At 58.5% G+C, this 14,443-nt stretch carries 13 protein-coding genes; 7 read left to right on the top strand and 6 right to left on the bottom strand.

Annotated elements, in window-relative coordinates; translation table 11 throughout:
• Positions 1–72: 72 nt before the first annotated feature.
• Complete coding sequence (locus tag HWQ14_RS11460) at positions 73–1,137, bottom strand: AI-2E family transporter (protein WP_148420706.1); 1,065 nt, start codon at positions 1,135–1,137, stop codon at positions 73–75.
• 219 nt (positions 1,138–1,356) lie between these two features.
• Between HWQ14_RS11460 and bepA the strand changes: the two genes are divergently transcribed.
• Positions 1,357–2,820, top strand: a complete 1,464-nt coding sequence (bepA, locus tag HWQ14_RS11455; RefSeq protein WP_176609783.1) for a beta-barrel assembly-enhancing protease — start codon at positions 1,357–1,359, stop codon at positions 2,818–2,820.
• 14 nt (positions 2,821–2,834) lie between these two features.
• On the top strand, positions 2,835–3,191 hold the full coding sequence (gene arsC, locus HWQ14_RS11450; protein WP_176609782.1) for an arsenate reductase (glutaredoxin): 357 nt from the start codon (positions 2,835–2,837) through the stop codon (positions 3,189–3,191).
• Here the strand turns inward: arsC and HWQ14_RS11445 are convergent.
• Complete coding sequence (locus HWQ14_RS11445) at positions 3,188–4,012, bottom strand: XRE family transcriptional regulator (RefSeq protein WP_176609781.1); 825 nt, start codon at positions 4,010–4,012, stop codon at positions 3,188–3,190. The two genes, arsC and HWQ14_RS11445, sit on opposite strands and share 4 nt — an antisense overlap.
• Positions 4,013–4,159: 147 nt before the next feature.
• Between HWQ14_RS11445 and celB the strand changes: the two genes are divergently transcribed.
• From celB to HWQ14_RS11430, 3 genes are read left to right on the top strand one after another with little or no spacing between them, the layout of a single operon-like run.
• Positions 4,160–5,479, top strand: coding sequence for a PTS cellobiose transporter subunit IIC (celB, locus tag HWQ14_RS11440; protein ID WP_176609780.1), 1,320 nt, complete (start codon positions 4,160–4,162; stop codon positions 5,477–5,479).
• 3 nt (positions 5,480–5,482) lie between these two features.
• Positions 5,483–6,439, top strand: a complete 957-nt coding sequence (locus tag HWQ14_RS11435) for a N(4)-(beta-N-acetylglucosaminyl)-L-asparaginase (RefSeq protein ID WP_176609779.1) — start codon at positions 5,483–5,485, stop codon at positions 6,437–6,439.
• A complete protein-coding gene (locus tag HWQ14_RS11430) occupies positions 6,439–7,881 on the top strand; it encodes a leucyl aminopeptidase family protein (RefSeq protein ID WP_176611186.1) in 1,443 nt (480 codons plus the stop codon). The genes HWQ14_RS11435 and HWQ14_RS11430 overlap by 1 nt, the downstream gene beginning before the upstream one ends.
• Here the strand turns inward: HWQ14_RS11430 and HWQ14_RS11425 are convergent.
• The 4 genes from HWQ14_RS11425 to HWQ14_RS11410 form a co-directional block, all read right to left on the bottom strand.
• Positions 7,871–8,572 (bottom strand): DnaA inactivator Hda, encoded by a 702-nt coding sequence (locus tag HWQ14_RS11425; protein WP_211482948.1) that lies wholly within the window; start codon positions 8,570–8,572, stop codon positions 7,871–7,873. The two genes, HWQ14_RS11430 and HWQ14_RS11425, sit on opposite strands and share 11 nt — an antisense overlap.
• Positions 8,573–8,668: 96 nt before the next feature.
• Positions 8,669–9,958, bottom strand: a complete 1,290-nt coding sequence (uraA, locus tag HWQ14_RS11420) for a uracil permease (RefSeq protein WP_148420700.1) — start codon at positions 9,956–9,958, stop codon at positions 8,669–8,671.
• Between the two features lie 85 nt (positions 9,959–10,043).
• Positions 10,044–10,670 (bottom strand): uracil phosphoribosyltransferase, encoded by a 627-nt coding sequence (upp, locus tag HWQ14_RS11415; protein ID WP_176609778.1) that lies wholly within the window; start codon positions 10,668–10,670, stop codon positions 10,044–10,046.
• 226 nt (positions 10,671–10,896) lie between these two features.
• Positions 10,897–12,327, bottom strand: coding sequence for a 6-phospho-beta-glucosidase (locus HWQ14_RS11410; protein ID WP_176609777.1), 1,431 nt, complete (start codon positions 12,325–12,327; stop codon positions 10,897–10,899).
• A gap of 266 nt (positions 12,328–12,593) precedes the next feature.
• Between HWQ14_RS11410 and purM the strand changes: the two genes are divergently transcribed.
• A complete protein-coding gene (gene purM, locus HWQ14_RS11405; protein ID WP_148420698.1) occupies positions 12,594–13,631 on the top strand; it encodes a phosphoribosylformylglycinamidine cyclo-ligase in 1,038 nt (345 codons plus the stop codon).
• Positions 13,628–14,269, top strand: a complete 642-nt coding sequence (purN, locus tag HWQ14_RS11400; protein ID WP_148420697.1) for a phosphoribosylglycinamide formyltransferase — start codon at positions 13,628–13,630, stop codon at positions 14,267–14,269. The genes purM and purN overlap by 4 nt, the downstream gene beginning before the upstream one ends.
• Positions 14,270–14,443 lie beyond the last annotated feature (174 nt).

The raw sequence follows: 14,443 nt of genomic DNA, 5'->3' as shown, positions 1-14,443 counted from the left end.
GGCAACCCTGGTTGCCGTTTTTTGCGTTTGCCCCCTCCCCCCGCGAGAGAGGGGCATCAGGCTGCACTAAGCCTACTTCTCTTCCACCGCCGGCACATCCGGCCACGCGTGAACTACCGCCTTGATAAGCGTCGCCAGCGGAATAGCGAAAAACACGCCCCAGAAGCCCCACAGCCCGCCGAAAATGACCACCGATAAGATAATCACCAGCGGATGCAGGTTCACCGCCTCGGAGAACAGCACCGGCACCAGCAGGTTACCGTCCAGCCCCTGAATAATCAGGTATACGGCGAAACAGCTCCAGAATTCCGTGCCCAGGCCAAACTGGAACAGCGCAACGCCCACCACCGGAATGGTCACCACAAACGCGCCGATGTACGGGATCAGAACCGAAAATCCGACCAGCACCGCCAGCAGCAGCGAGTAATTCAGCCCGAAGATCAGGAAGCCAATCCAGGTCGCTACGCCCACCACTATCATCTCCAGCACTTTGCCGCGAATGTAGTTGGTGATCTGCTGGTTCATCTCCTGCCAGACCTGCCCTGCCAGGCCGCGATTGCGCGGCAGCACCCGGCGCACCGCGTTCAGCATCTGCTCTTTATCCTTCACCAGGAAGAAGACCATTAACGGCACGAGGACCAGATAAACGGCCAGGGTCAGCAGCCCCACCAGCGAGGCCAGAGAGTATTTCACCACCGAGTCGCCCATGGTCATGATGCGGGCGCGCATATTTTCGGCCATCGCGTCGATGATCCCGGCGTCCATCAGCGCAGGGTAGCGACGCGGCAGCGTGGCGGCAAAGTCAGACAGCTTATTGAGCATGCCGGGCATGTCGCGGATCAGGTAAATCCCCTGCTGCCAGGCGATAGGCATAACCACGAAGGACATTAACAGCAGAATACCGACAAACAGCACCAGCACGATGCTGGTGGCCCAGCGGCGGGAACAGCCGATATGTTCCAGACGCGCCGTTGGCCACTCCAGCAGATACGCCAGGACAAGCGACACCAGCAGCGGAGCCAGCAGGCCACTAAAGAAGAACAGGATACCGAACCCGGCAACCAGAATGACCAGCAAAGCAATGGCTTCCGGGTCACTGAACCGACGCCGGTACCACTGCATTAACATTTCGAGCATACAACCCTTCCCTGAATCGAATAGCGGGAGTGAGGGACGAATTGTATCTAACTGTCACAAAAAAGACTTTCCTTTTTGTATCACTGTCAGGTTTCGCAAAACCCTGATGAATGGGATTTTCTTCATCTCCTAACACGGCTACACTCGCAGAGCAGCGGAGATGAACGTTATGCGGGTTCATCGGTCAAATTAGCACATCCAAAATACAGGACAGTGGTTATGTTCAGGCAGTTGAGAAAAACACTGGTTGCGACACTGATTGCCGCAGTGACGGTGGGTCAGGTGTTGCCCGCTTTCGCTGACTCGTCCGATTCATTGCCGGACATGGGCACCACGGCAGGAAGCACGCTCTCCATCGGGCAGGAGATGCAGATGGGGGATTATTACGTACGCCAACTGCGCGGCAGTGCTCCACTGATCAACGATCCTTTGCTGGTGCAGTACATCAACGGTCTGGGGATGCGTCTGGTGGCGCACGCGGATTCGGTAAAAACCCCCTTCCACTTCTTTTTAATCAATAACGACGAGATCAACGCCTTCGCCTTCTTTGGCGGAAACGTGGTGCTGCATTCGGCGTTATTCCGCTATTCCGATAACGAAAGCCAGCTGGCGTCGGTCATGGCGCACGAAATTTCACACGTCACCCAGCGCCACCTGGCGCGTGCGATGGAAGACCAGAAGCGTAACGCCCCGCTGACCTGGGTTGGCGCGCTGGGCTCCATACTGCTGGCTATGGCCAGCCCGCAGGCCGGGATGGCGGCGCTGACCGGGACGCTGGCGGGTACGCGTCAGGGGATGATCAGCTTTACCCAACAGAACGAGCAGGAGGCAGACCGCATCGGCATTCAGGTATTGCAGCGTTCGGGCTTTGATCCGCAGGCCATGCCGAGCTTCCTGGAAAAGCTGCTCGATCAGGCGCGCTACTCGTCGCGTCCTCCGGAAATTCTGCTGACCCACCCGCTGCCGGAAAGCCGACTTTCGGATGCGCGTAACCGCGCCAACCAGATGCGTCCGGTGGTCGTGCAGTCATCGCAGGATTTCTACATGGCAAAAGTGAGAACGCTCGGCATGTACAACTCCGGGCGTAACCAGCTCACCAGCGATCTGCTGGATACGCTGGCAAAAGGCAACATCCGCGAGAAAAACGCGGCGCAATATGGTCAGGCGCTCCAGGCGATGGAGGCCAGCAAATACGATGAAGCGCGTAAAGCGCTACAGCCGCTGCTGGCGTCGGAGCCAAATAACCCGTGGTACCTCGACCTCGCCACCGATATCGATCTGGGGCAGAAAAAAGCAACCGATGCGATCAATCGCCTGAAAGGGGCGAAAGACATTCGCAATAACCCGGTACTGCAGCTTAACCTGGCGAACGCGTACCTGCAGGGCGGCAAGCCCGGCGAGGCGGTGACCATTCTGAACCGCTACACCTTTAACAATAAAGATGACCAGAACGGCTGGGAGCTGCTCGCCCAGGCGCAGGGGCAACTGGGTAACCGCGATCAGGAGCTGGCCGCGCGTGCGGAAGGGCTGGCGCTGGCGGGACGGCTCGATCAGGCCATCTCTCTGTTAAGCAGCGCCAGTTCGCAGGTGAAGCTCGGCAGCCTGCAGCAGGCCCGCTACGATGCGCGAATCGACCAGCTGCGCGCCCTGCAGCTGCGCTTTAAGCCGTACGAGAAGATGTAATTAAAGGAGAAGTCATGACAGACGCGGTAAAAATTTACCATAACCCTCGCTGCTCCAAGAGCCGCGATACCCTCAGCCTGCTGAAGTCTAACGGCGTCGACCCCGAGGTGGTGCTGTATCTGGAGACGCCGCCGGACGCGCAGACGATCCGCCAGCTGCTTAAGATGCTTGATATGGGCAGCGCGCGCGAGCTGATGCGTCAGAAAGAGGATCTGTACAGGACGCTCAACCTGAACGACCCGCATCTCACCGAAGATCGGCTCATCCAGGCCATGGTCGAGAATCCAAAGCTGATTGAGCGCCCGATTGTGGTTGCGAACGGCAAGGCGCGTATCGGCAGGCCGCCGGAAGACGTGCTCGAAATCGTCTAATCGTTACGCCGCAGCGCTTCCAGAAACGCCTGCGGCGTACTCTCTCCCAGTTTTTTCTGCGCTTTTCCCCGGTTATAAAAATCGCACAGCTGGATCAACAGCTCCGCCGCGGGTTCACTATTTACGCGCGGAATGATTTCGCGTAGCGGCACAGGGACCTGAACGGCGAGATTGTACCGTGAATGCACTCTTACAGTGACGCTACGCTCCGGCAGCTTCACTTCCAGCCCGAAAGTCTCAACACAATGAATATCAGCCGGACAGGCAGCCAGCGCCGCGTTTACCCAGTGGGTCAGCAGCTGCGGGGAAAAGCCCGCATAAAGCCGGGCGTAGCACCAGCCGCTGACGGGTTCACGCGCCCAGAGCAGATGTTGCTCCCCGCCGTCGTCCATATGCAGCGACAGCGGCTGATGCCATAGCAGCAGCTTTTGCGGCACGATGCCTGCCTTCAGCGCCTTTTTACCCTGCAGCGACGCGTCCTTTTGCCTGGCAGAGGCCGGTTTGAGGTAGCGGTTCAGGGTGGCGCGGGAAACGGCGATCCCGAGCCCGTCATTGACCATCATCAGCAGTTCATCCAGCGGTGCGCCGGTAATATCCCGCAGGGCGTTTACCAGCGAAACCTGTTCCTGTCTCAGCGCCTTGTGTATCACTTTTGGCGTGGTGTGGTTGTCCGAAACCTGCTCGCGGTTGCGCCAGCGCCTGACGGTCGTGACCGAAATACCCAGCTCGACGGCCAGCTCCCTGTCGCTCTTATCCGACCGTTGCAGATAGCGGCGGATGCGCGGCGTGGTGGTGGCATTGGCGTGCAGCTTAATTTCCATCGCGAAGATCTCCGAAACCAACCTTGTGAGATTTATAGTGCATCAGCGAATGCTTTGTGACCGATTTCACCTTTCGCTCGCCGCGCTTCACTGATAATCCACAGACATAACATAAACAACACCTCTCAATCTTGTACGGAGTTCACAATGAACAATGTTCTGGGATTTCTTGAAGCAAAACTGATGCCGCTGGCGGCGAAGACCGCCCAGCAGCGTCATCTTGGGGCCATTCGCGGTGCCTACGTTTCATTCATGCCGTTTATCATTGTCGGCTCCATTCTGCTGGTGATCTCCTCATTCCCGAACCAGGCCTACCAGCAGTTTATGTCTCAGGTCTTTGGTGAGAGCTGGAGTGCAATTATTGAGATCCCGTTCAACGCGGTGTTCTCGACCATGTCGCTGTTTATCAGCTTTCTGGTCGCCTACCGCCTGGCGGAACATTATGGCGAAGACCGCATCTCCTGCGGCATCCTCGCGCTTGTCGCCTTTTTGATCCTGACGCCCTTCATCAGGGTGGCGGAAAACGGCGGTATTACCGTCATGCCGGTAGAGTGGATTGGCAGTAAGGGGCTGTTCGTGGCGATGATCGGCTCCCTGCTGTGGACGGAGCTGTTCTGCTGGCTGAAGCGCAAAAAGCTGGTTATTAAAATGCCGGACGGGGTACCTCCGGCGGTGCAGGAGTCCTTCGCCGCGCTGATCCCGGCCCTGCTGGTGATGATTCTGGTGCTGGCGATCCGCATCCTGTTTGAAAATACCCACTACAACACTATCCACCAGTTTATTTATGACGTGGTTGCAACGCCGGTACGTCACTATGGCACCTCCTATTTTGGCGCGCTGATGACGGTCTTCAGCATCACCATTCTGTGGTCGGTGGGCATTAACTCCGGCTCGATGATCAACGGCATTATTCGCCCGCTGTGGATGGAGAACCAGACCGATAACATTGCCGCGATTCAGGCGGGAACGACGCCGCCGCACATCATCACGGAACAGTTTTTTGACATGATCTGGATGGGGGGCGCCGGGGCCACGCTGTCGCTGGTGATCGCGATGCTGATTTTTGCCCGCAGTAAAAACATGCGCGAAGTGGCCCGCCTCGGCGCCGGAGCATCGGTGTTTAACATCAACGAACCGATACTGTTCGGCCTGCCGGTGATCATGAACCCCATCATGCTCATTCCGTTCAACCTGGTGCCGCTGGTGCTGGTCACCGTGCAGTACGCGGCGATGAAAATTGGCGCGGTTGCCGTCACCACCGGGGTATTTATTCCCTGGACGCTGCCGCCGGTCATCAGCGGATTTATCGTCACCGGGCACCTGAGCGGCAGCGTGATGCAGCTAATCAACCTGCTGATTGGCGCCATGCTGTACCTGCCCTTCATGCGTATAGTGGATAAACAGTACCGCGCCGCGGAGCTGTCCACGGTGACGCAAACCGACACCACCCTTGCAAAACAGGAGTAAAGCATGTGGGGAATTATCGCAACCTGGCGAATGGCGCTTGAAGGGGTAACGGAGTCTGCTTCTGCCCTGGCGGCGGGAAAACCGGCCGCTGCGTCGGTGGTTGACGCCGTCGCCGCCGTGGAGGACTTCCCGCTGTATAAATCCGTCGGCTACGGCGGGCTGCCCACCGAGAACGGCGAGGTGGAGCTGGATGCGGCGTACATGGACGGCGACACGCTGGCGTTCGGCGCCGTAGGGAATCTGGTGGATATTGCCAACCCGGTGCGCGTGGCCCATGCGCTCAGCCGCCAGCGCTACAACAGCCTGCTGGTTGGCCAGGGCGCGCGCGAATGGGCACTGAGCCAGGGCTTTAGCGACAAAACCATGCTTACCGACCGCGCCATGCAGCACTACCGCAAGCGCTGCCGGGAGACGCTGGACAAAGGCCTGAGCCCGTACGACGGGCACGACACCGTCGGCATTATCGGTCTGGATATGCAGGGCTCCATGAGCGTAGCGACCTCCACCAGCGGCCTGTTTATGAAAAAACGCGGTCGCCTCGGCGACTCGCCGATCGTCGGCTCCGGCTTTTACTGCGACAGCGAAACCGGCGCGGCGACCGCGACGGGCGTCGGTGAAGATCTGATGAAAGGCTGCACCAGCTATGAAATCGTGCGCCGGATGGCGCAGGGCATGACGCCGCAGCAGGCGGCGGATTCGGTGGTGTTCGAACTGGAGGACAAGCTGATGTCGCGCTTTGGCCGGGTTGGCGATCTCTCCGTGGTGTGCATGAATAACCGGGGCGAATTCGGTGCCGCGACGAACATCAAAACCTTTTCGTTTGTGGTCGCAACGGCCCGCCAGCCTCTTACGGTTTTTCGTACCGAGCGCCTGCGGGAGAAAACCCACTATCACGCCGTGGACGAGGCGTGGATGCAGGCCTATGCCGCACGCATCCGCGCGCCCATTGAGGAGTCATGATGATCGCTTATCAGTTTATCACCGCGCTTGCAGACGCAGCGCCGCAGGGCCACCTGATTGCGCCCGCTTCCAGCGCCCATTTACCGGACAGCGCGCTTCTCGCTGAAATGCGCCAGCAGCACAGCATTGCGGACGCGCGCTTTGGCTGCGCGCCCTTTGCCCGCATCACCCTGCTGCCGGACGCGCTCTGGCATGACGCCCTGACCGAAGGGTTACTCACCGCGCTGCGGCCGCTGGTTGCCGCGCCGGCCAGCGCCGACATCGTGCTGGACGTAACGGATATTGATGAGGTGGTGCTGGCGCAGGTGCTGCGCTTTCTCTTTAATCAGGCGCACAGGCTTAGCGACCTGGGGCTGAAGCAAACGGACCCTTCGGCAGCGCGCATTACGCGCATCACCGCCCTCTGCGTGCCGGAGCAGCAGGCGAGGCTTGAGACGTTCTTCCGCCAGCAGCAGGCCATCGCCCGCGGCATGGTCGCGGCGCGGCGTCTGGCGGATACCCCGTCCGACCGCTGCACGCCGCAGCATATGGTAGAGGAAGCGCAAAAACGCTGCGCCGCCTTCCCTGCCCTGCGCTGCGAGGTGCTGAACGAAAAGGATATCGTTGAGCAGGGCCTTGGGCTGCTGCACGCCGTTGGCAAAGGGGCGACCTGCCCGCCGCGTCTGCTTGCTATTCATTATGATGGTGCGAACGACGGCCCGGTGCGTTGCTATGTGGGAAAAGGCATTACCTTTGATACCGGCGGCCTGCGGCTGAAGGAAGGCGCAGGCATGTACACCATGAAATATGACATGTGCGGCGCGGCAAACGTGCTTGGGTTAATGCTGAGCGTTGCTGAACTGGGCCTGCCGGTCCGCATCATGGGGGTGCTGGCGCTGGCAGAAAACGCCATCGGCCCGGACGCCATGCAGCCCGGCACGGTGGCGACGGCCTGCAACGGCACCACCGTTGAAATCAACAATACCGATGCCGAAGGCAGGCTGGTGCTGGCGGACGCCATTGCCTGGGCCAGCCGGAAGCACCCACAGGCGCGCTATATCATTGATATGGCAACCTTAACGGGCGCGGTCGTGAAGGCGCTGGGGTATGAGCTGAGCGGGCTGATGACGCAGGACGAGCCGCTGCGCGAGGCGCTGACGCAGGCGGGAAAACGAAGCGGTGACGAGGTATGGTCGCTGCCGCTGGATGCGCGGCTGAAAAAGCAGACCGACAGCGCCATTGCCGACCTGTGCAATACGCCCCCCAACAATGCGGCAATCAGCGCCTCGGCGGCGTGGCTGCTACACCATTTCTGTCCGCCGACGATCCCGTGGGCGCATCTGGACATCAGCGGAACGGCGCTGTGGCGTGAGAACGGACGAAGCGTGGCGTCGGGAAGGCCGATTCCGCTACTGGTGGAGCACCTGATGGAAGAGCTCAGGCCCGGCGCAGCTAGAGCTTGAGAATATCTTTCACAAACGGAATAGTCAGCTTGCGCTGGGCGGTAATGGAGGCGCGATCGAGCTGATCGAGCGTATCGAACAGCGTGCGCATTTCGCGATCCAGCCGCTTCAGCAGGAAACGCCCCACGTCCTCCGGCAGCTCGAAGCCGCGCAGCCTTGCGCGCAGCTGAAGCGCCTGGAGCTTGTCTTCATCCGACAGCGGCTGGAGCTTGTAGATTTGCCCCCAGTCCAGGCGAGACGCCAGATCCGGCAGCCCAAGATTAAGCTGGCGCGGCGGGCGATCCCCGGTGATCAGCAGCCGGGTTTTGCCCGACTCCAGAATACGGTTGTAGAGGTTAAAGATCGCCATTTCCCACGGCTCGTCCCCCGCCACGCATTCGATATTATCGATGCAGACCAGGGAGAGATGTTCCATGCCCTCGAGCACCTCAGGCACAAACCAGGTACGTTTATCCAGCGGCACGTAGCCTACCGCGTCACCGCGCGCGGAGAGTTCAGCACAGGCCGCATGCAGCAGATGGCTGCGCCCCGCGCCCTCGCGTGACCAGATATAGATGTATCCGCTGTGTTCCTGGCGCAGCACGTTTTGCAGTGCAGCCAGTAAAGAGGGGTTATCACCCGGCCAGAAACTCGCAAAAGTTTCGTCGTCAGGGAGATAAAGTGGCAGAGAGAGCTGTGCCGGTCCGTTCAGAAATACCTCAACCAGAGATCTTACATAAAATCGGAATGGAGTTTAACACGGAACCTGCAAGGAGAGAACCGGGCGATCCGTCGCCCGGCTTTACGATCAGCGTGGCGCTTTTTCGCTTTCGTCAGCGTCCAGCACCACCTCTTCCGGGCGGATCACCGAGATCAGCTTGAAAATCAGGCTCAGGCCGACGCCCACGATGGTCGCCAGCGCCATGCCCTTCAGCTCGGCCGCACCGATGTGCACCTTGGCACCGCTCACGCCGATAATCAGGATAACGGAGGTCAGGATCAGGTTTTGCGCCTTGCTGTAATCCACTTTGGATTCAATCAGCACGCGAATACCGGAGGCACCGATCACCCCGTACAGCAGAAGAGACACGCCGCCCATCACCGGGACGGGGATGATCTGGATCGCCGCCGCCAGCTTGCCGACGCAGGAGAGCAGAATGGCGATGATTGCCGCGCCGCCGATAACCCAGGTGCTGTAAACGCGGGTAATTGCCATCACGCCGATGTTCTCACCGTACGTGGTGTTTGGCGTGGAGCCGAAGAAACCGGAGATAATGGTGGAAAAACCGTTCGCAAACATGGAGCGGTGCAGGCCCGGGTCGCGGATCAGATCGCGCTTAACGATGTTCGCCGTCACCACCAGGTGGCCGACGTGCTCGGCAATCACCACCAGCGCGGCAGGCAGAATGGTGAAGATAGCAAACCATTCGAAGCGCGGGGTATAGAAGGTTGGCAGCGCGAACCAGTGCGCCTCGGCAATGGGGGTGGTGTCCACAACGCCCATTACGAAGGAGAGCGCATAGCCCGCCAGCACGCCGATCAGGATCGGGATAATTGCCATAAAGCCGCGGAACAGCACGGAACCAAACACCGTCACGCCGAGCGTCACCAGCGAGATGATGATGGTTTTGGTGTCAGGCGACTGACCGTCCGCCGGCAGCAGGCCGGCCATGTTCGCCGCCACGCCCGCCAGCTCCAGGCCGATGACGGCAACGATTGCGCCCATCGCCGCAGGCGGGAACATCACGTCCAGCCAGCCGGTACCCGCTTTCTTCACAATGAAGGACACCAGGCAGAACAGCACCCCACACATGATAAAGCCGCCCAGGGCGACCTCATAACCCAGCGGTAACAGCAGCAGCACCGGGGAGATAAAGGCAAAGCTCGACCCGAGATATGCCGGGATTTTGCCTTTACAGATGAAGAGGTAAAGCAGCGTTCCGATGCCGTTGAACAGCAGCACGGTAGCCGGGTTAATGTGAAACAGGATTGGCACCAGCACGGTTGCGCCAAACATGGCGAACAGGTGCTGCAAACTAAGCGGGATTGTCTGTAAAAGCGGCGGTCTTTCACTCACCCCGATAGCACGGCGCGTCATAGTGTTTTCCTCTGAGTGTCATTGTTATGGGTTTTTATTCAAAAAAAAGCCGACTATCAAAGTCGGCTTCTTTATCGTTATTCGATTATTTGGTACCAAAAATCTTATCGCCGGCATCGCCAAGCCCCGGGATGATGTACCCGTGCTCGTTCAGCCCCTGGTCGACGGATGCGGTATAGAGTTCAACGTCCGGGTGCGCTTTTTCCAGCGCCGCGATACCTTCCGGCGCCGCGACCAGAACCAGCACCTTGATGCTGCTGCATCCTGCTTTTTTCAGCAGGTCGATGGTGGCGATCATGGAACCACCGGTCGCCAGCATCGGGTCAACCACCAGCGCCATACGCTCGTCGATGTTGGAAACCAGCTTCTGGAAGTACGGGACTGGCTCAAGGGTCTCTTCGTCACGATAGATCCCCACCACGCTGATACGCGCGCTTGGCACGTGCTCCAGCACGCCTTCCATCATGCCCAGACCCGCACGGAGGATCGGCACAACGGTAATTTTTTTACCTTTGATCTGTTCAACCTGTACCGGGCCGTTCCAGCCTTCGATGGTCACTTTTTCCGTTTCCAGATCGGAGGTTGCTTCGTAGGTCAGGAGGCTGTCCACTTCAGAAGCCAGTTCGCGAAAACGCTTCGTGCTGATGTCATGCTCACGCATCAGGCCCAACTTGTGTTTAACGAGTGGGTGTTTCACTTCCACAATCTTCATTCTCTTTCTCCTCTGAGGTGGCATCCGCAAAAAAATCGCGGGATTATACCGCTTTTTTCGGATTGCGCCATACCCATCTTGCTTGACGTATATCAATCAAAATGATTAACGCGTAAAAAAACCGGAGACAAGGCTCCGGCTTTGGTGCGAGGTTCTGCCGGGTGGCGCTAACGCTTCCCCGGCCTGGAAACCCCGCAGGCCCGGCAAGCGCAGCGCCACCGGGCAATTATAGCTGTTCCCCGTTGCTGGCAATCACCTGCTTATACCAGTCAAACGACTTTTTCCTGCTGCGGTTCAGCGTGCCGTTACCTTCGTTATCTTTATCAACAAAGATAAAGCCGTAGCGTTTCTTCATTTCACCGGTGCCGGCAGAAACGAGATCGATACAGCCCCACGGGGTGTAACCCATCAGATCCACGCCATCTTCCACCACCGCTTTTTTCATCTCGCGGATGTGCGCGGAGAGATAATCAATGCGGTACTGGTCGTTCACCGTGCCGTCGCTCTCCTGCACGTCAATCGCGCCAAAGCCGTTCTCAACGATGAACAGCGGCAGCTGGTAGTGATCCCAGAACCAGTTGAGGGAGTAGCGCAGCCCAACCGGATCGATCTGCCAGCCCCAGTCGGATTTCTGCACGTACGGGTTGGAAACCAGGCTCTTGCTCTCGTCGTAATCCAGCTCCGGATTATCCGCCGTCGCTTTGGTGGCGAAGGACATGTAATAGCTGAAGCCGATGTAGTCCACGCAGCCCTGGGCCAGCGCCGCTTTATCCTCTTCGGTGATGTCCAGCGCGAAGCCGCGACGTTCAAAGTAGTTCAGCAGGTGCTGCGGATATTTGCCGCGCACGTGGACGTCGGTGAACCAGTAGCGGCGATGCATGGCGTTCATCGCCATCATCATATCGTCCGGAGCGCAGGTCAGCGGATAGATTGGACACATGGCAATCATGCAGCCGATTTGCAGCGACGGGTTGATCTCGCGCCCCGCCTTCACCGCCAGGGCGCTGGCCACCAGCTCATAGTGCGCCGCCTGGAACATGACCGGCTCGCGATCTTCACCCGGTGCGTATTTCAGCCCGGAATTGGTAAACGGCGCGAAGTCCTCGTGGAAGTTGACCTGGTTGTTGATCTCGTTAAAGGTCATCCAGTACTTCACCTTATGCTGGTAGCGCTCAAAAACGACCGTCGCGAAGCGGACAAAGAAGTCGATAAGCTTACGGTTGCGCCAGCCGCCGTATTCCGTCACCAGGTGGAAAGGCATCTCGAAGTGGGAAAGCGTGATCACCGGTTCGATACCGTGCTTCAGGCACTCGTCGAACAGATCGTCATAGAATTTGAGGCCCGCTTCGTTCGGCTCCAGCTCGTCGCCTTTCGGGAAGATACGCGTCCAGGCGATAGAGGTGCGGAAGCATTTGAACCCCATCTCGGCAAAGAGTTTGACGTCTTCTTTATAGCGGTGGTAGAAGTCGATGGCTTCGTGGTTAGGGTAATTTTTCCCCTCCAGCACGCCGTTGGTGATTTCACGCGGCACCCCGTGGGCCCCCGCCGTCATGACGTCGGCAACGCTCACGCCCTTGCCGCCCTCTTTCCAGCCGCCTTCAAGCTGATGCGCCGCAACGGCCCCACCCCACAGAAAACCTGCTTTAAATCCTGACATTCGCTTTCCCTCATTCTGCGTTATTTTCTGCAAAAACAGTTACAGAAACCGGTTTCATTTCGATGATGTGCAAAGGGGATAACGGTTGCAAGCAGTTCGCCGAAACCGGTTTCATTTTCGTGAACAGAGTCATGTTTGTCGGCCCGCACGAGCGAGAGTGAAAAAAAGATCCCCGCCCCGAGAATAGGCTCGCAAACGTTTGCCTGGACTGTTAGAATTGCGCCGATTTTTCTTACTAGCTATGCAATCGCGTGGGGATTTAAGCCGTGACCAACAAAACTTCTCTCAGCTACAAAGATGCCGGTGTTGATATTGACGCAGGTAATGCGCTGGTTGACCGAATCAAAGGTGTGGTGAAAAAAACCCGCCGCCCGGAAGTGATGGGTGGCCTGGGTGGATTCGGCGCACTGTGCGCGCTGCCGCAAAAATATCGTGAACCTGTGCTGGTCTCGGGTACGGATGGTGTGGGTACAAAACTGCGCCTGGCGATGGATCTTAAGCGTCACGACACGATCGGTATCGATCTGGTGGCAATGTGCGTCAACGACCTGGTGGTACAGGGCGCCGAGCCGCTGTTCTTCCTGGATTACTACGCAACCGGCAAACTGGACGTGGATACCGCAGCCAGCGTCATTAACGGCATTGCCGAAGGCTGCCTGCAGTCAGGCTGTGCGCTGGTCGGCGGTGAAACCGCTGAAATGCCGGGCATGTATCACGGTGAAGATTATGACGTCGCGGGCTTCTGCGTCGGCGTGGTAGAAAAATCAGAAATTATCGACGGCAGCAAAGTGGCCGACGGCGATGTGCTGGTTGCGCTGGCCTCCAGCGGTCCGCACTCCAACGGCTATTCCCTGGTGCGTAAAATCCTCGAAGTGAGCGGCTGTGACCCGCTGACCACCGAGCTGGACGGCAAACCGCTGGCCGATCACCTGCTGGCCCCGACCCGCATCTACGTGAAAAACGTGCTGGACCTGATCGCGAACGTTGACGTTCACGCTATTGCCCACCTGACCGGCGGCGGCTTCTGGGAAAACATTCCGCGCGTGCTGCCGGACAATACCCAGGCGGTAATCGACGAATCTTCATGGCAGTGGCCGTCCGTCTTCAACTGGCTGCAAACCGCAGGCAACGTAAGCTCTCACGAAATGTACCGCACCTTTAACTGCGGCGTGGGCATGGTTATCGCCCTGCCGGCCAGCGAAGCGGATAAAGCGGTTAAGCTGCTGACTGAAAAAGGTGAAAACGCGTGGAAAATCGGTACGATTAAAGCCTCCGATTCCGAACAGCGTGTGGTCATTGAATGAAAAACATCGTGGTGCTCATTTCCGGTAACGGAAGCAATTTGCAGGCAATCATCGACGCCTGCAGGCAGAAGAAAATCAATGGCACCATTCGGGCAGTATTCAGCAACAAGGCCGATGCGTTCGGCCTTGAGCGTGCGCGGGAAGCGAATATCCCGGCGCACGCGCTGGAAGCCAGCCAGTTTGCCGGCCGCGAGGCATTTGACCGCGAGCTGATGCAGGAGATTGACGCCTACGCGCCCGACGTGGTGGTGCTGGCCGGATACATGCGTATCCTGAGCCCGGCGTTCGTTGAACGCTACGCCGGACGCCTGCTCAATATCCACCCTTCCCTGCTGCCAAAATATCCCGGCCTGTACACCCATCGTCAGGTTCTGGAGAACGGCGACGAGGAGCATGGCACCTCCGTGCATTTCGTCACCGACGAGCTGGACGGTGGCCCGGTGATTTTGCAGGCGAAAGTGCCGGTCTTCGAGGGCGACAGCGAAGATGACGTAACCGAACGCGTGCAGACGCAGGAACACGCCATTTACCCGCTGGTGGTAAGCTGGTTTGTCGACGGGCGTCTGGCAATGCGCGACGGTGCAGCCTGGCTGGACGGCGTTAAGCTGCCCCCGCAGGGCTATGCGGCCGAAGCGTAGTTTATCGTGTCGGGTGGTGCCACGCTCACCCGACCTGCACGCGGCATTACCCGATATCCCCTTCTCCAACCCTCTAAAATCCCCAACAAAAAAAATAACTGTCATACTTTTCTGGCACTGTTGGACATATCGTGGAAATGCTCGCCATAATAAGGACGAGACGGATTTACCACG

This window comes from Enterobacter cloacae (genome assembly GCF_013375935.1).
Classification (GTDB): Bacteria; Pseudomonadota; Gammaproteobacteria; order Enterobacterales; family Enterobacteriaceae; genus Enterobacter; species Enterobacter pasteurii.
This window is presented reverse-complemented; position numbering and strand designations above follow the sequence as displayed.